Origin of the sequence: Scopulibacillus cellulosilyticus (genome assembly GCF_042665295.1) — a bacterium.
Lineage (GTDB): Bacteria > Bacillota > Bacilli > Bacillales > Sporolactobacillaceae > Scopulibacillus_A > Scopulibacillus_A cellulosilyticus.
In genome coordinates this window covers 33,877-56,621 of sequence record NZ_JBHTCO010000019.1, presented here as the reverse complement: position 1 = coordinate 56,621, position 22,745 = coordinate 33,877, and the positions used below count along the sequence as shown (strand labels likewise).

Sequence of the window (22,745 nt, the reverse complement as noted above, 5' to 3'; positions counted from 1 at the left end):
CACAATAAATAAAAGAAACCCTATTGGTTAATTTCCAATAGGGTTTTGAACATTTTTTCTGCTGTTAAAAATATTTTAAGGTTATCCATAATGACCCGGCTCGGTTAAAGATTATAAGAGCCTTTGGCTGTTTCTGTCAGACCTTTTTTCTTACGTAACAACAAAACGAAATATGCTGCATAATAGGCAAACATAATCAAGATTAATCCGGCGGTCCAAGGGTTGCTCATTTGAGTCATATTTTGTAAACTATTTGATTGTTGAAAAGCATTTTGCCCTCCGGCATGTGTCATACTATACATCATGTAAAATCTATAGATAAGGCGTCCGAAGAAAAGGGCGGTGACAATGCCTCCGATCCATGGGTTATTACGGTAATACCAGTGTTCGCCGCGTTTTTCAAATGTAGTTGTAGTTATGCCGTAGTAAGCAAGAATAAGTCCGATAGCGATGCCAACAATGTCTGAAATTAAGGCAATAGGATGAATAAGGCTTTCAAATAAGAAAATCGCGCCGATAATAGTAAAAATTACCGTTCTTACAATCATTCTGGATGATTCGAATTTTTGCCAGCCAATATTTCGGCGGACCCGCTTGAAGATACCGAGACAAATCACCGCTACGATCACAATAATATAATAATGCTGATTCATCTTTTTCACCCCTTTCAATATCTTCTTAATAAAGGTTTGTATCTTAAGTGTATTATAACACTTAATACACTTATTGCAAATCCTATTTACACCTATTTGCCAATAAATTAAATGATTGTTAAAATACTTTTTCATAAATAACCGTTTCTTGATTATTTAAAATGCATCAGATTAAAAATAGGATGGGGAAAAATGAATATACTCATTGTCGATGATGAAAAGGATATGTTGAAGATTCTTAAGGCCTATTTTGAACGTGAAGGCTACGATACTTTTCTAGCTGAAGATGGAGAAGAAGCCTTGGATATTTTTTACAGTAATAAAATTGATCTAGCCATTTTGGACTGGATGATGCCTCATTTGAATGGTATCAGTGTTTGTAAAGAAATAAAGAAAAACAGTCAAGCAAAAGTAATCATGTTAACAGCCAAAAGCGAAAACGAAGACGAACTAATGGCTTTAAATACCGGTGCCGACGATTATGTGAAAAAGCCGTTTCATCCGGATATATTACTGACAAGAGCGAAAAAGCTGCTAAAAGAAGATGCAATCGTCAAATTCGGAGATATAAAAATTGACTTCAAAGGTAAAAAAATTTATAAAAATGACCATGATATTCAAGCAACAAAAACCGAGTTTGAACTGATGAGATGTTTCCTTAAAAATCAAGGGCACATATTATCCCGAAAAGATTTACTTGATATTGTATGGGGGTTGGATTATATAGGTGAAGAAAGAACAGTGGATACACATATCAGAAGGTTAAGAGAAAAAGTTGGGACAGGCTTGATAAAAACGCATAGAGGTTTAGGCTACAGCTTGGAGAAAATCATTGATGAATAAGCTTGGAAAAAAACTTTCTCTCAGTATATCTATTGCTATTATATGTATTATTACGTTCTCTATCTTACTTAATAAATACTTTTTGCCAAAGTATTATTTGCATGAGATGAAAGGCAACCTTGAGTCTGTCACAGAAACAATTGGGAGTATAAATAAAAAGGATTTTATTAATGCAGTACCTGAGCTTGAGAAAAAATATAATGTCACGATTGTTTACGAACAAACAAATGAAGATATTAATAGCTTTAATGATTCATTACGAGATAATTTGGATAGAAAGCAAGTCACCCTGAATAAGTTCTGGGTAACGCCAGATACATTAAGAAAAGTTGAAAACGGAAAGAAAGTCAATAAGCTTTACGATCAAGGGAAATTAAAATCAAGTTTCTTAAGCAGTTTTATGAATAAAGGCAACCTATTTGTTTTGGTCGGCTTATCCATTGCTCATTTTAATGATGCAGCAAAAGTTATTAATATGCTTTATATTTACGTGCTTGGCATAGCAGTTGTCATCATTCTTTTGTTAGTCTGGCTGTTGACTAAAAAAATGACCGATCCTTTAAAGGAGCTTAAAGAGGTATCTGAAGAAATTGCGGAGTTAAAATTTAAAAAGGCNTTAAAATTTAAAAAGGCCCATGTTCAAACCAATGATGAAATTGAAGAGCTTGCTTACAGCATTAATATTATGAGTGATAAATTAAAAAAGGCTCATGAGGATTTGCTTAAAAAAAATGAGAACCTGAAAACATTTATGGCGGATATTAATCATGAATTAAAAACACCTTTGTCTGTCATTCAAATTTATGCACAAGGATTAAAAGATGGATTGGATGACGGGACTTATACAGATACGATTTTAAAACAAACAAAAAATATTTCGTCATTAATTGAAGATTTGCTGAATTATTCAAGAATTGAAAGGGCCGTTTTTACGAAAGAGAAGTTTAATTTATTTCAACTTTTTCAAGAATGCCTGAGTAAATATGATTTAGAATGCCGGACAAAGAATATCAATGTGTCGGTTTCAAATAAAGTCAAAGGCGAGATGCGGGTAGACGCAGATAAGAAAAAAATCGAAATGGTTTTCAACAATTTGATCAGCAATGCGATCAAGTACACACAAAATCAAAAGATTGATATAGCATTTGCAGAATCTGGCGGCCAAGTATTATTTACGATTCAAAATGGCGCAAATATTGATGATAAAAAGATAGAAAAGGTTTGGGAACCATTTTACGTCATTGAATCCTCACGTAATAAAAATGTTTCTGGAACAGGGCTGGGCTTAGCCATTGTGAAATCGATTCTCGAACGCCACCAGCTTGATTTCGGTGTGCTTCATCAAGAAGGTTATATACAATTTTATATTTATTTTAAAAGGATCCCTTAAATAAAATTGGGATTCTTTTTTTTATACAGCGGCTCGTGTCAAACTAATGTAACAAAGCGGGGTTATTCTACTATTGTCAAAGGTTAATGAAAAAACAGATATAAAAAAGGTTCTATATTGGAGGAAAGACAATGTTTAATAATCATACAATTCTAGTTACTGGCGGAACAGGTTCTTGGGGACAAGAAACAGTCAAACAACTGCTATTTCAAAACCCGAAAGAAATTCGTATTTTTTCCCGGAATGAAACATTACAGGTTGAAATGGAACAGCAGTTTGGAAATCATCATCAATTAAAGTTTATTATCGGGGACATCCGTAATCAGGAGGAATTGATCGAGGCATGTAAAGGGGTAGATATTGTCTATCATTTAGCTGCTTTAAAGCATGTACCGATTTGCGAGAATCACCCTAGTGAAGCTTTTAAAACAAACGTGCACGGCACCCAGAATGTGATTGAAGCAGCTATTAAAAACAATGTAAGAAAAGTTGTTTATCTATCTACAGATAAAGCAGCCGACCCATCAAATATTTACGGCATGACTAAGGCCATAGGTGAAAAGCTGATGATTTATGCTAATACAAAAAGCGTCATGACAAAGTTTATTTGTGTAAGAAGCGGAAATGTTCTTGGGACAAGCGGCAGTGTCGTTCAAGTGTTTAAAAACCAAATAAACAATTCGCGGCAAATAGGCATTACTGATCGACGGATGACACGCTTTTTCTTAACAATGGAGCAAGCTGTTAAGTTCTTGTTTAAAGCAACAAAAATAGGCAAGGGCGGGGAAATATTCGTCATGAAGATGCCGTCTATCAAAATTGATGACTTAGCACAAGTATTGATTGATGAATCAGGTTACAAAAATATAAAAATAAAAGAAGTCGGTATCCGTCCGGGTGAAAAGCTGAATGAAAATCTATTTTCGGAATCAGAAAGCACAAGAACAAAGTATTTTAACCATCATTACTTTGTGATATTGCCGACTATTCGCATAGAGGGGCTTAAAGATTATAGCGCTTATGAAAATGTAAATCTTCACGGCTACAGTTCTGAAATGGCGCCGATGACAAAGAAAGAAATCAAGGAAATGTTAAGGTCAGGAGATTTGTTGTAAGACAGGCCCTTCTCAGACTCTTTAATACTATCAGCGATTTACTTGGAGGCAGAAAAAGATATGGATAAAAGAATTGTATTTACCGGAGGAGGGTCCGCCGGCCACGTCATGGCTAATCTGGTATTAATTCCTAAACTTATTCAACAAGGTTGGCAAGTTCAATATATTGGTTCAAGTCATGGCATCGAAAAGCAGCTTATTTCCGGTTTGGATGATGTAGCCTATTACAGTGTATCAACCGGCAAACTCAGGCGGTATTTTGATTGGGATAATGTTAAAGACCTGTTCAAAGTTGTAAAGGGTATAGCCCAGTCATATAAACTAATGAGAAAACTTAAACCTGATGTTGTGTTTTCAGGCGGAGGGTTTGTGGAAGTTCCTGTAGTGATAGGAGCGGCATTGAATAGAATTCCGATTATTATAAGAGAAACGGATGTCACGCTGGGTCTTGCCAACAAACTTTCACTGCCTTTTGCTAAGAAAATATGCACGACTTTCCCCGAAACCGAAAAAGAAATCGGATCAAAAAAATCAATTTACATTGGTTCTATTGTAAGGGAAAGTTTAAAAGATGGAGATCCTGCACGGGGATTAGCCTTGTGTCAATTTACAAAAGAAAAGCCGGTGCTTCTCATTATGGGCGGAAGTCAAGGCGCCGAGAGGATTAATGAAATTGTAAGAACGTGCTTGAATAAATTATTAAAAGACTTTTTTATCGTACACATTTGCGGAAAAGGTAAAGTAGATTCCTCAATTCAGTTAAAAGGATATCAGCAATTTGAATATGTGAATGAAGAATTGGCTGATTTAATGGCGATGGCGGATATGGTTGTCTCAAGAGCCGGTTCTAATTCGATATTTGAATGTCTTGCCTTGCAAAAACCGATGCTGCTTATCCCATTATCTAATGGCGCAAGCCGCGGCGATCAAATTTTAAATGCCCAGTCATTTATGAATTCAGGGTATGCTGAAATTCTTTTTCAAGAAGATCTTAACCGGGATACATTCATCAATGCTGCTTACCATTTGTTTAAATACCGGGAAAAGTATATTAACAATATGGCATCTTATGAAGATGAAAAAGGAACACAAATGGCGATGAATTTAATTGAGGAGATGGTGATTTAAGCTCACAAATTTGAATCCCTATATTATATAACCCCCTGAGCGCAGGGGGTTCAATTTATTTTATTTTTTAAATGGGGATTCAAAGTATCATAGAAGTAATTTGCATCCGTGCCGGTGCCATTATAACATTTGACCTGTAATTTGCTGCTATTTTGCTATAATAGATTCAATTATAAATCCAAACCGAATAACAAATTCAAAATAAAAAGAGGCTGGACATGAGAATTGGAAAAAAGGTTTAAGCCTGCAGACAATGATTACTTTGTTTGTTATTTCAGTGGTGATTTTATCATTGGTTGCGACAGGCATTTTGATTGGCAAAAAAGTAGCTGATAATACCAAGGAACGATTGTCAGATAAGGCAATGATCATTGCACGAATGGTTGCAAACACACCTTTAATTATTGAGGGGTTGGAAAATAAAACTAAGGCACAGGACATTCAGCCGTTTGTCAGCAGAATCCGCCATAAGACTAATGTCCGCTACATCGTTGTCATGGACATGAATGGGATTCGAAAGTCCCATCCTAATAAAGAAAAAATCGGAAAGCATTTCGTCGGCGGTGATGAAAAGCCGGCATTACACGGCAAGGAATATATATCGGTTGCTGCGGGAACCCTTGGCACCTCACTGCGGGCTTTTGAACCGATCCGCGATCCTTCTGGAAAACAAGTTGGTGTTGTTGCGGTTGGTATTATGTCAAATATTGAACAGGAAGCGGTTCTTAAAAGCATTCAGATCATTTATATCGGTACCGGATTGGGCATTCTATTCGGTGCCATAGGCGCTGTAGTATTGGCAAGGAAAATTAAAAAAGTGCTATTTGGTTTAGAACCGGCTCAAATAGCAAGTTTATGGCAGGAAAGAAACGCCATGCTTGAATCTGTTCACGAAGGTATCATTGCCGTTAATAAAGAAAATAAGATTATTTTGGCAAATCCAGAGGCCGCCCGCATTTTTCAAAAAGCCGGGATTTACGAGCCTTTGATCGGAGTAGATGTGGAAACTTTCCTCCCTGATTCGAGAATGCAAAGGGTCGTTCAAAATAAAAGAGCGGAATATGATCAGGAAATAGAATTAAATGGGGTAACCCTTTTTGCCAACCGTGTGCCTATTATTGTAGAAAATCAGGTTGTTGGTGCCATCGCCACCTTTCGTGATAAGACAGAATTAAAGCAGCTTGCCGAGCAAGTAACCGGTGTAAAACTATATGCGGAGGCACTGCGGGCAAAGACACATGAATTCATGAACAAACTGCATGTTATATTAGGTATGATCCACATTGGCGAATATAAGAAAGTCGCTTCGTATATACAGCAAATATCTCATCACTACCAAATGGAAATTGGGTCTGTCTCGCGGCTCGTCGATGATCCGGTTCTGGCAGGATTTTTGCTCAGCAAACTCAGCTTTGCCCGGGAGCAGGGGGTCCATCTAACCATCTCCGGTGATCAAACGCTGCACCTCTCAGATGACCCGGAAACGGTCAATGAATTAATTACGATATTGGGCAACTTGATTGATAATGCCATCGAAGCGGTTAATGAAAGCCGCCATAAAGACATTGAGGTATTATTGGATGTTGAACCCGCTATGTTTTCTTTTTCCGTTAAGGACAGCGGCGGCGGGATTTCTGATGAGTTGCTTGATAAAGTGTTTGATAAAGGCTTTTCAACAAAGGGAGATGATCGCGGCTATGGCCTTTTTCTTGTGAATAAGGCTGTAGAAGCACTAAATGGCGAACTAACGGTAAAGACAGATTGTAAAGGAACTGTCTTTACGGTTAACATTCCATACAAAAGACAGGATGAAAAAAATAATGATACGGGTTTTAATTGTTGAAGATGATCCGATGGTTGCAGAAATCAATAAAAGTTATTTAAAGTCCATTAAAGGTTTTACTTGTGCAGGAGTTGCCGCTAATGTATCAGACGGATTGGCTCTTTTGGAGGAAAATCCAGTCGATCTGGTTCTTCTGGATATTTTTATGCCGAGGACAAATGGACTCGAGTTTCTTGCTGATATTAGAAAAAAGAGAAAAGGGATTGACGTTATTATCATTTCCGCTGCAAGTGACATTGAACATATTAAAGCTTCCCTGCGGCTTGGGGCAGTTGATTATCTTATAAAACCTTTCGAGTTCCAACGCTTTAATTCAGCTTTGCTTAAGTATCAAAAAGAACAGGAATTTTTAAAAGCTCAAGCAATGGTCAATCAGGATGAGCTAGATAGGCTATTGCTCAAAAAGGATATTCGTACTGCAGCACCGCCTCCTGAACTGCCGAAAGGACTGACTTTACCTACATTACGGCTGACAATTGAGCAGATTCACAAAATGGAGAAAGACGGATTCTCTACAGAAGAGCTTGCTAATAAGGTCGGAATATCCCGAATCTCAATGAGAAAATATTTACAGTTTTTAACTGACATAGAATTTGTATTTATTAAAATGGCTTATGGAAATGTTGGCCGCCCAGTATATAAATATCATTTAAATAAAGGAAATGAAGACAAGGTAAAGCCCTATATGAAGGCGGATGATGATTCTTAGTCACATCCGCCTTGCTTACTTTAGTAACAAAATAGATTCTTTATTTACATTTTCTTTATTAAATATTCAAAAAACATTAACATAATAAACACAACATATGACACCGCTTACAGTTGATTTGGAGTTATGAAAAAAGGAGTGAAAAAATTGAAAAGGATCTTTACAAACTTAACATTTCAAGTTTTGACCGCTGTAGTCATCGGTATTCTTCTTGGGATTATTTTTCCCAATGCAGCCAAAGACATGAAGCCGCTTGGCGATATTTTCATTAATATGGTTAAAATGATTATCGCACCTCTGATTTTCTTTACGATTGTTCTGGGTATTGCCGGGATGGGCGATATGAAGAAGGTTGGCCGTGTCGGCGGGAAGGCGCTTTTATATTTTGAAATCGTTTCCACCGTTGCCTTGGCTCTAGGGCTTATTATTGCTAATATCTTTAAACCCGGCAGCGGCGTTACTCTTGATCCGACCCAAGGGCAAGAGCAGATTGCTGAATACACAAAACAAGGCGCGGAAATGGGCTTCTTTGACTTTCTTATCAATATTGTTCCATCAAACGTTTTCGATGCTTTTGCAAAAGGTGACATTCTCCAAGTTGTCTTTTTTGCAGTTTTGTTTGGTTTTGCTTTGGCCTCTCTTGGGAAGACCGGCAAACCGGTTCTTGATTTATTTGATCGGATCACAAAGGTTTTTTATAAGATTGTGAATATGATCATGAGAGTCGCTCCAATCGGAGCCTTCGGAGCCATTGCTTTTACGATTGGCAACTATGGTCTATCTTCCCTGCTTCCGCTTGGGAAATTGATGCTTTGTGTTTATGTAACAATGATAATATTCGTTTTTGTCATTCTTAATATCATCTGTAAAATCTTTGGATTCAGCCTTTGGAAATACCTTAAGCATATTAAAGAAGAATTGCTAATTGTCTTGGGGACTTCTTCATCGGAATCTGTTTTGCCAAGGATGATGACGAAGATGGAGGAGTTCGGATGTTCTAAATCCGTCACGTCCCTAGTGATTCCAACCGGGTATTCGTTTAACTTAGATGGCACATCGGTCTATTTATCGATGGCTGTAGTCTTTCTTGCTCAGGTAAGCGGCGTTCATTTGACCCTGACACAAGAGATTACCATTCTAGCAATATTGATGCTGACATCAAAAGGTGCCGCAACCGTGACCGGCGGAGGGTTTATCGTTCTTGCTTCAACATTAAGCGCCATGCACGTCATTCCGATGGCGGGCTTGGCATTGCTTCTTGGGGTTGACCGCTTTATGTCCGAAGCTCGAGCTATCATTAACATGATCGGTAACGGGATCGCAACAATCGTCGTTGCGAAAAGCGAAAAGGAATTCGGCATTGAAGCCGATAAACCGGCAGAATTAGGGAAAAGTTCATCTACTACGGCAAGTTAGAACCCCGAAGATCATGTAGTGGAGAACTATTCTGCATTCAGCTACATTGATTGCCTTGGCGGAAATCTTTATTACCATAATAGCTGTGATGCGGGTTTAGTTTATCATATATCGGCTCGTTTCATTTAATCGGGAAAGCCCCCTAAGATTGATATGGGGGCTTTTTAGTATGATAATCGTCCCTACTATCTTATGTGTTATTTTTCTCATTACCTATTAGGTGCAAACAAAAGTCTAAATCAGCCTGGAGATGATTTTTCATTAGAATTTCAGCCTCTTTACCATCTCTTGACTTTATAGCTTCGTAAATTTTTTCGTGTTCATCAATTAATGATGGGCGGTTATAATTAACAACTGTCCGTCGGAAAAGGTAAATAATAGATTGCATCCGGTCAATAATATCAATCATCACAGGATTATGACTTGCTTGGACAATAACTTCATGAAAACGCTCATTGGCCTTCATGATTTCTTCTACTTCTCCTTTTTTACCTATTTCAACACATTTATGTAGTGAATCTAGTTCTTCCTCTTTAAGATAGGAGGCTGCACATAAAGCTGAATAGCCTTCCAAAAGAATACGTACTTGAAACAAATTTCGTAAGTCAGTCTCTGTAGGTTTTACAACCCTTTTATTGGCAATAAGCCCCTCGAGTTCCAATTTTCGAATGGATTCTCTTATGGGTGTTCTGCTCACGCCTAATTCTTTGGCTACTTTTTCTTCAACAATCTTGGTTCCGCTGGGAAGTTCACCATTTAAAATCTTGTCACGGATAATTTCATAAGACTGATGGTAAGCAGGACGGGAATCATCACTTCCAAACACAACGTTCACCTCGGTATCCTTTAATAAACTAAATTTATATTACCAAACTTCTTTATAAAAACATAGAAGAGACAAGTGATGAATCATATTAGCTAAAATATTGTATACAAAAATTATAAAAATGTATACAAAATAATAAAAATAGTATACAATATCGATATAACCTATTATGTAAGCGCTATTCAAAATAGATTGAATGGGTGCTGATTAATTTTACTTAGTAACTATAGTTAAAAAATCAAATAGTATTATTCATCGAAAAAAGTCAGGGAGGAAAAATAATGAAACGAAAAATAGGCTTTATAGGGTTAGGTATAATGGGAAAACCGATGTCGTTAAACCTTATCATGGCTGGTCATCAAGTAACTGTTTTTGATATTAACCAACAGGTTGTAAAGAGTTTAGAAGAAGCTGGAGCGGTCTCTGCAAAATCTCCAAAAGAAGTCGCGGAAAAAAATGACGTGATTATTACAATGTTGCCTGCTTCTAAGCATGTTAAAGAAGTTGTTTTAGGTGAAAACGGGATATTAGAGGGAGCAAAAGAAGGGACGCTGATCATAGATATGAGTTCTATCACTCCGACAGTTTCCAAAGAACTTGCAAACATAGCATCGAAAAAAGGTGTAGAAATGCTTGATGCACCCGTCAGCGGCGGCGAACCAAAAGCAATCGATGGGACCCTGGCTATTATGGTTGGCGGTAAAGAAGATGTTTTTGAAAGCGCTAAATCCATTTTAAATGATATGGGAAAAGATGTTACATTAGTTGGCGGTAATGGGTGCGGCGTAACAGCAAAATTGGCGAACCAGATTATTGTAAACCTTAATATTGCCGCTATGTCTGAAGCACTTGTATTAGCCGCAAAGGCGGGCATTGACATTGAAAAAATGTATCAAGCGATTAGGGGAGGGCTTGCAGGAAGTGCGGTTCTTGATGCTAAAGTCCCCATGATTCTAGATCGGAATTTTACAGCGGGCGGTGCCATTGCTATCAATCTTAAGGATATTACGAATGTAATGGAAACAGCTCATGAAATTGGGGTCCCGCTTCCGCTTTCCAGCCAGCTGTTAGAAATATTCCATGCCTTAAAGGTTGATGGAAAAGAAAAAGATGATCATGGAAGTATTGTAAAGTATTACGAAAAACTTGCTAATGTCGAAGTAAAGAAGGGTTAAATGATGAATGAAAGCAGAAGATTATCCGTAGACATACTTGATACCTTTCCCGGAGTAGAGCATCGTATGGTGAATGAATTATTAGAGAAAGCGCTAAAAGATTTAAATAAGAAGATTATCGTTCTTGATGATGATCCTACAGGTGTACAAACCGTTCATGATATATCTGTTTTCACTGATTGGTCTATAGAAAGTATTGAACAAGGATTTAATGAAAAACAATCCATGTTTTTTATCTTAACTAATTCAAGGGGTTTTACAGCAGAAGAAACGGAAAATGCACATCGGGAGATCGCATACAATATTTTAACGGTTGCCGCTAAATTAAATCGTGAATTTATAATTATCAGCCGAGGAGATTCTACCCTAAGGGGCCATTATCCGCTGGAAACAAATGTATTAAAAGAGACGATTGAAGCATCCTCTGAAATTAAGTTTGACGGGGAAGTTTTGCTTCCGTTTTTTAAAGAGGGCGGCCGTTTAACTATTAATAATATCCATTATGTTCAGCATGATCTGGAACTTATTCCTGCAGGTGATACTGAGTTTGCGAAAGATCGAACATTTGGTTACACAAAATCGCATTTGGGTGAATGGATAGAGGAAAAAACAAATGGTGCATATCAGGCTGAAGATACATTATATATTTCTCTTAATCTATTGCGATCACTTGATATAGAGGAAATAACAAACCAACTTCTTAACGTTAATGATTTTAATAAAGTGGTCGTTAATGCCATAGATGAAGCTGATGTGAAAATCTTCACGGTTGCTTTGGTACAAGCTGTTAAAGGGGGAAAGAATTTTCTGTTTAGAAGCGCCGCTGCTCTTCCAAAAGTCATAGGCGGGGTAAGCGACAAAGGCTTACTGACAAGAGATGAATTGGTTAAAGAAGAAACAGAAAACGGCGGATTGATCATTATTGGATCCCATGTTAAAAAAACCACAGAGCAGCTGAAAGAATTAAAGGAATTAAATGATATTGAATTTATTGAGTTTAACACCCATTTAGTTTTACAACCAGATCAATTCAAGGCTGAATGTCATCGTGTGGTTGAAACAACCGAATCACTTATTCGATCTGGAAAAACGGTTGCTGTTTATACAAGGAGAGAACGGCTTGACCTTGGACAAAACAAAAAAGAAGAGGAATTGAAACTTTCCGTGAAAATTTCTGACGCAGTTACGAGCATCGTGAAAGGACTGCAAATCAGACCAAAATTTCTTGTAGCAAAAGGCGGGATTACGTCAAGTGATGTTGGAACAAAAGGTCTAAAGGTAAAAAGGGCAACAGTAGCTGGACAAATTAGACCTGGAATCCCTGTTTGGATTACAGACGAAGAAAGTAAATATCCGGGGATGGCTTATGTGATCTTTCCGGGAAACGTTGGGACTAAAAGTGATTTAAAAGCGGTTGTTGAAATTTTAAGCGGAAAATAAAGAAAACTAAATCAATAGGAGTGCCATTTGAAAGTTAATTGGCATTCCGTACCTTTTAAATAGAAATGAGGGAAAATAATGCCTATCGTTTATATTTGTATAGGAGTCGCTCTACTACTTCTGCTTATGATTGTCTTTAAGTTAAACGCTTTCATATCTTTGGTGATTGTTAGTTTAATAGTAGGCATTATGGAAGGGATGACGCCTGCCGCTGCAATGACTTCAATTACAAATGGGTTGGGCGGAACATTAGGCAGTCTCGCTTTAGTCATCGGGTTTGGCGGAATGCTCGGCAAATTGATGTCCGATTCTGGAGGGGCTCAACGAATCGCTACAACACTTATTAAAGCTTTCGGGAAAAAAAGAGTTCAGCTTGCGGCAGTACTTACAGCCTTCATCGTCGGAATTGCTCTATTCTTTGAAACAGGCGTCGTTGTATTGATTCCGTTAGTATTTACCATTGCAGCTGTAGCAGAGGTGCCTATTCTTTACATCGGTATGCCTGTGATTGCTGCTCTGATTACGATGCATGGTTTTGTTCCGCCGCACCCGGGACCAACAGCTGTAGCAAATATATATCATGCTAATTTAGGAAAGACATTATTATTTGGGATTATCATTGCTATTCCAGCCGTGATTATTGGCGGGCCATTGTATACAAAGTTGTTTAAAAAAGAAAGCTTAGAAGTTGATATTCCAAAGGGACTCTTTAATCCGAAACAGTTTAAAGAAGAAGAAATGCCTGGGTTTGGTATCAGTATTTTTACAGCGCTTGTTCCGGTTATTCTTATTGCCATTCAAGCCTTTGCAGAAATATTTATGCCTAAATCACCTATCCTGCCAGCAGCGCAATTTATTGGTAATCCTGGTGTCGCTCTATTAATTGCCGTCATTATTGCTATCTTTACCTTTGGTCTTAATCGTGGCAGGAAAATGCCGGATGTAATGAAATCTGTTACTGATTCAGTCAGTGCTATCGGGATGATTTTATTAATTATAGGCGGCGGGGGTGCATTCAAACAAGTATTGGTTGACAGCCATGTTGATAAATATATCGCTCACCTCATGGAAGGATCAACTATTTCCCCGCTAATCCTGGCTTGGTTAATAGCGGCTATTTTAAGGGTAGTGTTAGGTTCTGCTACTGTAGCGGGATTGACTGCCGCCGGTATTGCGGCACCGCTCATTGGGGCGACCCATGTTAGTCCGGAACTGATGGTTTTAGCCACCGGTGCAGGAAGCATGACCTTCTCCCACGTAAATGACGCAGGATTTTGGATTTACAAGGAATTTTTTAACCTTTCAATAGGGAAAACCTTCAAAACATGGTCCGTAATGGTTACGATTATTTCATTAGTAGGACTAGCTGGTGTATTAATTATCAACATGTTTTTGCAATAAAGAGGTTTGTAACATTATTTAATATAAAATGTAAAACTACTGGGTTCAAGGTCTTTGACTTGGAACCCTTTTTTAATCCCATATAAATTAGCAAATTATCTTTGCAATCTTGCTCTTATATTCATAATTACTTACATATGTCATTCTTTCAGGGTATACTGACACCGAGGTGATTCAGAATGGATGCAAAGCAGCAAGCAGAAGTGAACATTCAGATAGAAAAGCCTAAAGTCCAAGATATAACTACAGACAGCATGATGACAGAAGAAAGATGGCAAGCAATCATAAACAACGATTGTGCTTATGATAACCAATTTTTTTACGGGGTTAAGACCACGGGTATTTTTTGCCGCCCATCCTGTAAATCTAAAATCCCCAATATAGAAAATGTTCGAATCTTTTTAGATGTTCAACAAGCATTAGCGGAACAATTCCGTCCATGCAAACGGTGTAAACCGGGAGAACATCGGCTCCCTGATGAAGATTGGGTAGCGCAAATGACAGAATACATCGAAAAGCATTATAGTAAAACGTTAACGCTGGAAACATTAGCTGATATATGCCATGGCAGTCCTTATCACATGCAGCGTACGTTCAAACGGATTAAGGGTATAACTCCAATAGAATATATACAAGAAACAAGGATCTCTAAAGCCAAACAGATTCTTGCCAGTTCAGATAAAACGGTTAAGGAGATTGGCTTTTTAACAGGTATTCCAAATACAGCACATTTTGCTACTCTGTTTAAAAAGAAAACGGGTTATACGCCTACCGAGTATCGCAAACTCAATCGGAAGAAAAAATAGAGGATAGGGGGTTTTTTAAGCTTTGGAATCAATCATTAATAACAAAGTCATTTACTGGAGTATATTCATTCATAATCAATGGAAAATGCATCTCGCGGCAACATCAGAAGGACTGTGTTATGTTGGTTCAAACAATAAAGGATTTAAAGAGTTATTAATTTGGGCTAAATCCAAACTGCCGGATTATGTCATGAAACAAGATGACGAAAAATGTCGGCCTTATGCGGATGAACTTGCAGAATATTTTAATCGGAAGCGTATGGCATTCAACTTTCCTGTTGATTGCCATGGTACCGAGTTTCAATTATCAGTTTGGAAGGCATTACGCAATATTCCATATGGGGATACCTTTTCTTATTCGGACATTGCGGACATCATCCAAAAACCTAATTCGGTACGTGCCGTTGGAGCGGCTATTGGCGCCAACCCTATCTTAATTGCGATTCCTTGTCATAGGGTTATCGGTAAAAACAGAAAATTAACCGGTTATCGGGGCGGTTTAGAAATGAAAAAGCAGCTGCTGATATTGGAAAAAGAAAGCTTAAACATAGAAAAAATAACAGAGAAATAAGGGGAGCTTTGATGTGAAAAAAGAACTTTTTTACAAATACCCAAAAACATTGCTGAATAAAGGAACAGGCTTTCTTTCCGGTTATAGCCATTCCCTTAACCCTTATGCAGGTTGTGCATTTGGCTGTTCATATTGTTATGTTCGCCAGATGCCTGTTGCAACATTCCGTAAAGAAGAATGGGGAACATGGATAGATATCAAGAAGGGGGCGGCAGATCTGCTCCATAAAGAGCTTAATAAAGCCAAAAGTAAAGGGAAGGTGACAATTTTTATGTCATCAAGTACCGATCCCTATCAGCCTGTTGAATATAGAGAAAAAGTAACAAGATCTTTACTCGAAGTCATGGTGGAAAATCAGCCGGACTTTTTATTTGTACAGACCAGGAGCCCCCTTGTCAGCAGAGATGTCGATTTATTCCTTCGTTTAAAGGACAGAGTGCGGGTCAGCATGACGATAGAAACAGATAGAGAGGATATCCACAAACATTTTACCCCTCATGCGCCGCCGGTTAATGCCCGGTTCAAGGCATTGAAAGAATTGGCAGATGCAGGTGTACCGGTTCAGGCAACAATAGCCCCGGTACTGCCGAGCAGCGAATCATTTCCAGAAAAGTTAGTTAACCTTGTTGATCGCGTTTGTGTGGACGATTACTTTATGGGAGACGGCAGCGGCGGAAAACGGACGAAACGTTTAGGTATTTTAGCTAAGTACAAGGAACTCGGTTTGGAAGAATGGTATCATCCATCAGCATATCTTATCGTTTATGACAGACTTAAAAAAGTATTTAAAGATGATCAAGTTTATTTAAGTCAGGACGGTTTTTTACCTTAATATTGATTAATTAAACTATTCCTTAAATAATAGATTGTGGCAGGAAGGAAATAAATTGAATTGATCATTGAACAGCAGAAGAGTACAAATTATGGCCAAGTAGGCTTAATAATTTATTCTTAACATACAGGGCATCTTTTCCTTCAATAATTGTCAATAGCTTATCGTCGTGTAAAGTTAACAAAAATGAAATCAATCTCGGCAAGCTGTTAACTTTGCATGTTCTTCCGCCTTTCCCGTAAAGGTAAATATCGCATTCAGCTGTTTGATTAAGTTTATAAAAATGTAAGACAGTTGGGAGTGTCAAACAATTGGGCCGGATGTTAAAGGACATGATATTTTTCACTATGATCCCTCCATGCATTTAATGTTTATATATTTTAACATAATAAAGCGGAAATTGAAAGCGCTTTCGATAATTTTGATGCAATACTTTTTAAACATACTTTTCTGTCAAACTAATGTAACAAACCATCTATATAGTAAGGGCAAGGAGGATTAGCGATATGAGAAAAAGATACCTTATGTTGGCTCTTATACTGGCCGTTATTACGACGTATTTCGCTGCTAATTCAAATCATACAAGTGACAAGAAAAATATTTATGAGATATTAAAAACTTTAATCTACAAGTAAAAAATAAGTTTGGTGATAAGTAATAAGGTAAAAGGGGAATTATAGTGAAAAAGGTAATCATAGCTTTTAGTATATTGATAGGATGTATTCTGATTGGATCGGGAACTTATGTCTATGCTTTGTATCATTCAATAAAGGAAACGGCAAGCCAAATGTATAAACCGGTTGGTGCAAATGGAAACTCAAGTGCTGAAAATGGCGGTGATTCCAGGCCGATGTCCATTTTATTATTAGGCGTTGACGAGAGGCCCAATGATCCAGGAAGATCGGATACAATGATTGTGATGACAATAAACCCCAAGACTAAAAAAATGCAAATGATAAGTATTCCGAGGGATACCCGAACTGAAATCGTCGGAAAAGGAACGGTTGATAAAATCAACAGTGCTTATGCTTACGGAGGACCAAAAATGGCTATGGACACGGTTGATCATTTTTTAAATATTCATCTCGATCACTACATTAAAATTAATATGCAAGGATTAAAAGATTTAGTTGACAGTGTCGGCGGTATAACCGTTCATAATGATATCAGCTGGCATGATGAAGGGATTTATAAAAAAGGATATTTTTATCATAAAGGAACGTTGCATTTAAATGGCGCGCAAGCACTTGGGTATGCGAGAATGCGCCACTTGGATCCTAGAGGGGATTTTGGCCGTAATAAACGGCAGCGTGAAGTTATTATGGCTGTAATCAATAAAGCCTCGAAGGCGCCTTTTACGAAATACAACGACATTCTTAAAGCACTCGGGAACAATGTTCAAACAGATTTAACATTTGATCAGATGAAGGATATTGCTCTGCATGACCAGAAAGCAAGGGAAAATTGTGTTTCTTATGAAATGAAAGGCGACAATGGCTATATTAACGGTATCTATTATTTGCTTGTAAGCCACTCAGAGCGCCAAAAGGTAACACAAATGATCGAATCCGGGCTTCAGATAAATTAAAAATATGATTTTATACAGCTGTTGAGACATTCGACAGCTGTACTTTTGTACAGTTATTTTCCTTCTTTTAATTAAGTGGTCAATTGTCACATTCATGTAACAAATCACATTTATAGTTTAAGTGAATAAGAGAGGGAGGTTGAAAATGAAGAAAAAGATTTATTTGTCAGCACTTGGTTTGATTGTTGTTATTGCTTCTGTTTGTTCGTTTTATTTTGCGAAAAATAATGACAACAAAGCGATATCCAAGGAGTCTAAGGAATCTTCAAATTTTAAGTACAGCGATTTCAGTTTTGATGTTAACCCGGCAACATTCGAGATTTTTGTAAAAAAAGACGGGGTTAAAGAGGCGGCTTCCGAGCCTCTGCCAAAAATGAAAGTGTCACATCTTAAGAAATCAAATGATCTTATATCTTGGCGTTATCCGGATGAGAATATTAATGTCACGATAAAGAAGAAAGATCATTATTTAGATGTTGATATTAAATCAACAGGGGCCAAACAATTTGAGTGGCCGAGGGTGAGTGCGGACAGCTACATGCTGCCATTATGGGAAGGCAAGTATATTCCTGGTGACGATAAAAATTGGAAAAAGTTTTTGGATAATCAAGATTTTGTGTTCTCTCAAGACTTTTCAATGAGGTTTTTTGCGTTAAATAAACCGAAATATTCGATTGTATATATAGCCAACAATATGTTTAATGACAACATTCACTTTAATACCGGCTCAAATATTACATTTAATTTTACCCATGAGTTCCCATCGATCAATAAAAATAAAGATTATGGATTTAGGATATATGTGTCTAAAAATGATCCTGTGGATATTGCGCAAATATATAAAAACTACATCAAAGAAAAAGGACAATTTAAGACTTTAGAAGAAAAAGCAAAAGAAAATCCTAATATTAAGAAATTATTCGGTGCACCGTATTTTTACCTTTGGGACAACAACGTTCTGACAAAAGATAATATTCATTGGAGAAGCTTAAAGGAGCAACTGAACGGTAAGTTCTTTGATTGGGTTGAACAATTATTAGATAAATATACCGACGATGGATCAAATGAACTGAAAACTTGTATCCAGCAGATCAAACATCAAAATTATATCGATGATTATCAGAAGAATGTGATTGTTAATTCGCTTAATAAAGTACTTAAGTTAAAGCAATTTTACAACAAAAAGGTATTTACCGACGTCGATCCTCATTCTAATAAATTGATTAAAAAAGGCATTGATCATCTCAGTGAAGAAGAGTTATATGATTTAAATAAAGGGTTGCTTAAAGATGAGCTAAAAGGCTCCACAGATAAAATCAGTCAATGGGGTCAAAAAGAATCAACAGATATTCTTGATGATATGTATCATTCAGGAATTAAAAAGGCTTGGATTGGCTTGCCAAACTGGGCAAATGGATTAATGAATCCGCAAATGGTCAAGGAAGCCAATCAGTCAGGTTATTTAATTGCACCTTATGATTCATATCATTCCATTCAAAAGAACGCAAGCCCAGATTGGAACACAGCATCTTTTGACGACCCAACATTATATGAAAATGCGACGATTACGGGTAAAAACGGCAAAAAGATTGCTGGATTCTTAGGAAAAGGAAGAAAACTGAATCCAACGCTATCCTTGCCAAGTGTTAAAAATCGTGTCAACGGTATTTTGCATGATGGCATACCATTTAATTCTTGGTTTGTCGATTGTGATGCTACTGGGGAATTTTATGACGATTATTCACCGAAACATATCACGACACAAGAACAAGATATGATGGCCAGACTCAATCGAATGAATTATATCGCCAAACAAAAAGGCATGGTTGTCGGATCAGAGGGCGGCAATGACTATGCAAGCCAAGTAATTGCTTTTGCACACGGCATAGAAACCCCGGTGATTAATTGGGGAGACCCGGATATGAGAAAAAACAAAACAAGTCCTTACTATGTCGGCGGATATTATTCAAAAGACGGCACAACGCCAGACAGGTACGGCAAACAAGTGCCAATAAAACCGTTATACAAGCATATTTACATTGATCCAAAATATTCTTTACCTCTATATAAATTAGTTTATAACGATTCTGTTATTACAACGAACCATTGGGAATGGGGGAACTTAAAAATAAAAGATGAGGTTGGAAACAGAATGCTGCTGGGCCTATTATACGATGTTCCTCCTTTATACCACATTGATAAAACAAGATGGGAGCAAAATAAAGATCTCATTCTTTCGTATTATAACGCAGCCTCTGACTTTGAGAAGAAGGCAGTAACAAAGCCGATGACAAGTTTTAAAATCCTTACAAAGAACCGTTTAGTACAATCATCGACATTTGGAAAAGACATGAAAGTCGTCGTTAACTTTTCAAATAAAGATTTTCATCAAAACGGACAAGTGATAAAAGCTAAGTCAGCCGTCCTTTATGATGGACATTCAAAAAAGGTGTTTGATGCATCAAAATATTAATAGTGTTTAAGTAAAATGGCGATTCCTTTTTGTTAAGGGATCGCCTTTTAAGTTTTTCCTGTAAGAACCATTACATTTTTTTAGTTCGTTTGGCTAACTCTTTTCTCCTTTTTTCCCGATACGAATAATTCCTTTTTTTGTCTCGATAATATATCCATCCGCCAATAAAGGTAATGCCAACTAATGCAAAGATTAGCCCGGATACAAATTGCAGCCATATCCATGGAAAGGGTGCGTTCAAATAATCAAACAATGTATCGCGCATAAGTTTGATGCCGATCGCTGCAACAGCACCTGGGATAACAATAATAAGAAGTGCAATAAAACGGGACATAAGAACACTTCCTCTATCAGCCTTTTCACTATATTTTAACTAATTTGAATAAAGGTGTCCATCTATAATTTACTGTTTTTATTAGGTAGAATAGATATGAAAAACTTTGCAGAGGTTGGTGAGTGAAAAATGAAGTCGGTGCTCATCATTGGAGGTATGAAGCAAGGCGTTGATATTTTAAAGACGCTGTCAGCCTCTAAAGCGTTTAAGATTGTCGCCGTTATTGATAAGGAAGAGAAGTCACCAGTTGTTCAATATGCAAAGAGAAAAAAGATGGACTGCGGAACGTCTTGGAAACCATTCATAAATGACAAATTAGATATAATCCTTGATGCATCAGGAGATCAATCAAACTTTGAAGACATTATGCGTATGAAATCCGCTCATACGGTTGTCATTCCTTATGACGTTGTTAATCTTGTTTCACAGCTTATATCGCAAAAAGAAAATTTAATTAAGCAACTGAAAAAACGCACTTACCAACAGCAATTAATTTTAGAGCTGACACACGATGCAATGATAGCGATTAACAGCGATGAAGAAATTACTCTCTTTAATCCAAGCGCTGAAAAAATCACAGATCTTAAGAGCCGGCAAGTATTAGGTAAAAAAATCAATCAAGTCATGCCATCCACAAGACTGACAAGGGTGATGGAGACGGGTCAGCCGGAAATTAACCAAGAGCAACAGCTGGAAAACGGAAAAAAAATCATTACAACAAGACTGCCTATTCATGATTCAAAAGGACATGTTCTTGGAGCATTTGCGGTTTTTAAAGATATAACAGTGATTGAGGATATGGCGGAAGAGGTTACTAATCTTAAGAGTATTCAAACAATGTTGACCGCGATTATCCAGTCTTCTGAAGAAGCGATTTCTGTTGTTGATGAACATGGCAGGGGCTTAATTGTTAATCCGGCTTATATGAAGCTGACAGGACTGAGTGAAAAAGATGTTATTGGTAAGCCGGCAACGACTGACATTTCCGAAGGGGAAAGCATGCACATGCAAGTGCTCAGGACCCGGAAGCCTGTCCGCGGTGTCCGCATGCGGGTTGGCCCGTCCAAAAGAGACGTGATTGTTAACGTTGCCCCTGTTATCGTTAATGGCAAACTGAAAGGCAGTGTCGGCGTTATTCAAGATATGTCAGAAATCACATCGCTAACCAATGAACTTCACCGTGCCAGACAAATTATTAGAACGCTTGAAGCAAAGTATTCATTTGAAGATATTATCGGTCACTCTGAAGAAATGCGTTTGGTTATTGAACAAGCCAAGCTGGCTGCATCTACACCAATCACGATATTGCTTCGCGGTGAGTCGGGAACGGGTAAAGAATTGTTTGCCCATGCCATACATAATGCCAGCGATAGAAAGTACAATAAGTTTATTCGTGTTAATTGTGCTGCGATATCGGAATCTTTATTAGAAAGTGAAATGTTCGGCTATGAAGAAGGCGCCTTTTCCGGTGCCAAGCGCGGCGGTAAACGGGGGTACTTTGAAGAAGCAAATGGCGGCAGTATTTTTCTTGACGAAATCGGCGAATTGTCAACACATATGCAAGCCAAGCTTCTTCGAGTCCTTCAGGAAAAGGAAATCGTTCGAGTCGGCGGTACGAAGCCTGTTACTGTTAATGTCCGGGTCATTACAGCTACAAATGTTAATCTGGAAAAACGCATTGCAGAAGGATCATTTAGAGAGGACCTTTATTACAGGCTGAATCGAATGCCCATCTTTATCCCCCCATTAAGGCAAAGAAGAGAAGATATTGCTGACCTTTCAGCCCATTTAATTAATAAGATTAATCAAGACTATGGAAGAAATATTGAAGGTATTTCATCTGAGGCTATTGATGTTCTTATGGAATATCATTGGCCTGGCAATGTCAGGGAACTGGAAAATGTTCTGGGCCGGGCAATTATACACATGAATTTTCATGAAAAGCAAATTTTGGCAAGGGACATCCCACCTTTAAATAAACCGGAAGTTAAAACAGATCATCAAATTCCAAATTTAAAGATTAACGGTACACTTAGCGAGCAATTAAATGATTACGAAAAAGAAATTATTAAAAAAGCTTTAAAAGAAAATCATATGAATAAGACAAAAACTGCTCAAGATTTAGGAATATCGGTGAGGAACCTTTATTATAAAATAGATAAGTATGAAATTGAAAAAGATGGCATGCAATAAATTTCACAC

Annotated in this window: 20 protein-coding genes and 1 pseudogene; 17 read left to right on the top strand and 4 right to left on the bottom strand. The window is 37.5% G+C overall.

Annotated features, from left to right (window positions below):
* Positions 1 to 104 precede the first annotated feature (104 nt).
* Positions 105 to 653 carry a CcdC protein domain-containing protein gene (locus tag ACFQRG_RS14555; RefSeq protein ID WP_380967261.1) on the bottom strand — a complete coding sequence of 183 codons (549 nt, stop codon included), beginning with the start codon at positions 651 to 653 and terminating at the stop codon, positions 105 to 107.
* A gap of 192 nt (positions 654 to 845) precedes the next feature.
* Here ACFQRG_RS14555 and ACFQRG_RS14550 point away from each other — a divergent pair, with 192 nt between their 5' ends.
* The 7 genes and pseudogenes from ACFQRG_RS14550 to ACFQRG_RS14520 all read left to right on the top strand — a co-directional run bounded on the left by ACFQRG_RS14550 (position 846) and on the right by ACFQRG_RS14520 (position 9,097).
* Positions 846 to 1,496, top strand: a complete 651-nt coding sequence (locus ACFQRG_RS14550; protein ID WP_380967259.1) for a response regulator transcription factor — start codon at positions 846 to 848, stop codon at positions 1,494 to 1,496.
* Positions 1,489 to 2,886, top strand: coding sequence for a HAMP domain-containing sensor histidine kinase (locus ACFQRG_RS14545; RefSeq protein WP_380967257.1), 1,398 nt, complete (start codon positions 1,489 to 1,491; stop codon positions 2,884 to 2,886). Before ACFQRG_RS14550 ends, ACFQRG_RS14545 begins: the two co-directional genes overlap by 8 nt.
* Before the next feature lie 131 nt (positions 2,887 to 3,017).
* Positions 3,018 to 4,001 carry a polysaccharide biosynthesis protein gene (locus ACFQRG_RS14540; protein ID WP_380967254.1) on the top strand — a complete coding sequence of 328 codons (984 nt, stop codon included), beginning with the start codon at positions 3,018 to 3,020 and terminating at the stop codon, positions 3,999 to 4,001.
* A 60-nt stretch (positions 4,002 to 4,061) separates the two neighbouring features.
* The gene (locus ACFQRG_RS14535) at positions 4,062 to 5,129 is read left to right on the top strand and encodes an undecaprenyldiphospho-muramoylpentapeptide beta-N-acetylglucosaminyltransferase (protein WP_380967252.1); all 1,068 of its coding nucleotides are present in this window, start codon (positions 4,062 to 4,064) and stop codon (positions 5,127 to 5,129) included.
* 241 nt (positions 5,130 to 5,370) lie between these two features.
* Positions 5,371 to 6,972, top strand: a pseudogene (dcuS, locus tag ACFQRG_RS14530) (DcuS/MalK family sensor histidine kinase); the annotation flags it as partial.
* Positions 6,950 to 7,681, top strand: coding sequence for a response regulator (locus ACFQRG_RS14525; RefSeq protein ID WP_380967250.1), 732 nt, complete (start codon positions 6,950 to 6,952; stop codon positions 7,679 to 7,681). The pseudogene dcuS and the gene ACFQRG_RS14525, both read left to right, overlap by 23 nt.
* Positions 7,682 to 7,807: 126 nt before the next feature.
* Complete coding sequence (locus ACFQRG_RS14520) at positions 7,808 to 9,097, top strand: dicarboxylate/amino acid:cation symporter (RefSeq protein ID WP_380967248.1); 1,290 nt, start codon at positions 7,808 to 7,810, stop codon at positions 9,095 to 9,097.
* Between the two features lie 190 nt (positions 9,098 to 9,287).
* Here the strand turns inward: ACFQRG_RS14520 and ACFQRG_RS14515 are convergent, their stop codons facing one another.
* Entirely contained in the window at positions 9,288 to 9,923 is a 636-nt protein-coding gene (locus ACFQRG_RS14515; protein ID WP_380967479.1) for a GntR family transcriptional regulator, read from the bottom strand.
* 254 nt (positions 9,924 to 10,177) lie between these two features.
* Here ACFQRG_RS14515 and garR point away from each other — a divergent pair, with 254 nt between their 5' ends.
* The 6 genes from garR (at position 10,178) to ACFQRG_RS14485 (ending at position 16,148) form a co-directional block, all read left to right on the top strand.
* Complete coding sequence (gene garR, locus ACFQRG_RS14510; protein ID WP_380967477.1) at positions 10,178 to 11,098, top strand: 2-hydroxy-3-oxopropionate reductase; 921 nt, start codon at positions 10,178 to 10,180, stop codon at positions 11,096 to 11,098.
* A 3-nt stretch (positions 11,099 to 11,101) separates the two neighbouring features.
* On the top strand, positions 11,102 to 12,538 hold the full coding sequence (locus ACFQRG_RS14505) for a four-carbon acid sugar kinase family protein (protein ID WP_380967475.1): 1,437 nt from the start codon (positions 11,102 to 11,104) through the stop codon (positions 12,536 to 12,538).
* Positions 12,539 to 12,616: 78 nt separating this feature from the next.
* Positions 12,617 to 13,939: a gluconate:H+ symporter gene (locus ACFQRG_RS14500; protein ID WP_380967247.1), complete on the top strand. Its 1,323-nt coding sequence runs from the start codon at positions 12,617 to 12,619 to the stop codon at positions 13,937 to 13,939.
* Positions 13,940 to 14,193: 254 nt separating this feature from the next.
* Complete coding sequence (locus ACFQRG_RS14495; RefSeq protein WP_380967473.1) at positions 14,194 to 14,745, top strand: bifunctional transcriptional activator/DNA repair enzyme AdaA; 552 nt, start codon at positions 14,194 to 14,196, stop codon at positions 14,743 to 14,745.
* Between the two features lie 31 nt (positions 14,746 to 14,776).
* Positions 14,777 to 15,316: a methylated-DNA--[protein]-cysteine S-methyltransferase gene (locus ACFQRG_RS14490; RefSeq protein ID WP_380967471.1), complete on the top strand. Its 540-nt coding sequence runs from the start codon at positions 14,777 to 14,779 to the stop codon at positions 15,314 to 15,316.
* Positions 15,317 to 15,329: 13 nt separating this feature from the next.
* A complete protein-coding gene (locus ACFQRG_RS14485; protein WP_380967245.1) occupies positions 15,330 to 16,148 on the top strand; it encodes an SPL family radical SAM protein in 819 nt (272 codons plus the stop codon).
* Between the two features lie 64 nt (positions 16,149 to 16,212).
* On the opposite strand, the gene ACFQRG_RS14480 is transcribed toward ACFQRG_RS14485, so the two are convergent.
* Positions 16,213 to 16,494 (bottom strand): hypothetical protein, encoded by a 282-nt coding sequence (locus ACFQRG_RS14480; protein ID WP_380967243.1) that lies wholly within the window; start codon positions 16,492 to 16,494, stop codon positions 16,213 to 16,215.
* 160 nt (positions 16,495 to 16,654) lie between these two features.
* On the opposite strand from ACFQRG_RS14480, the gene ACFQRG_RS14475 reads away from it, so the two are divergent.
* From ACFQRG_RS14475 to ACFQRG_RS14465, 3 genes are all read left to right on the top strand, one after another.
* Entirely contained in the window at positions 16,655 to 16,783 is a 129-nt protein-coding gene (locus ACFQRG_RS14475) for a hypothetical protein (protein WP_380967241.1), read from the top strand.
* A 41-nt stretch (positions 16,784 to 16,824) separates the two neighbouring features.
* Positions 16,825 to 17,736 carry an LCP family glycopolymer transferase gene (locus ACFQRG_RS14470; protein ID WP_380967468.1) on the top strand — a complete coding sequence of 304 codons (912 nt, stop codon included), beginning with the start codon at positions 16,825 to 16,827 and terminating at the stop codon, positions 17,734 to 17,736.
* A 145-nt stretch (positions 17,737 to 17,881) separates the two neighbouring features.
* A complete protein-coding gene (locus ACFQRG_RS14465) occupies positions 17,882 to 20,209 on the top strand; it encodes a glycoside hydrolase (RefSeq protein WP_380967239.1) in 2,328 nt (775 codons plus the stop codon).
* 70 nt (positions 20,210 to 20,279) lie between these two features.
* On the opposite strand, the gene ACFQRG_RS14460 is transcribed toward ACFQRG_RS14465, so the two are convergent.
* Positions 20,280 to 20,543, bottom strand: a complete 264-nt coding sequence (locus ACFQRG_RS14460; protein ID WP_380967237.1) for a DUF2627 domain-containing protein — start codon at positions 20,541 to 20,543, stop codon at positions 20,280 to 20,282.
* Positions 20,544 to 20,672: 129 nt separating this feature from the next.
* On the opposite strand from ACFQRG_RS14460, the gene ACFQRG_RS14455 reads away from it, so the two are divergent.
* The gene (locus ACFQRG_RS14455) at positions 20,673 to 22,736 is read left to right on the top strand and encodes a sigma 54-interacting transcriptional regulator (protein ID WP_380967235.1); all 2,064 of its coding nucleotides are present in this window, start codon (positions 20,673 to 20,675) and stop codon (positions 22,734 to 22,736) included.
* Positions 22,737 to 22,745: the final 9 nt, after the last annotated feature.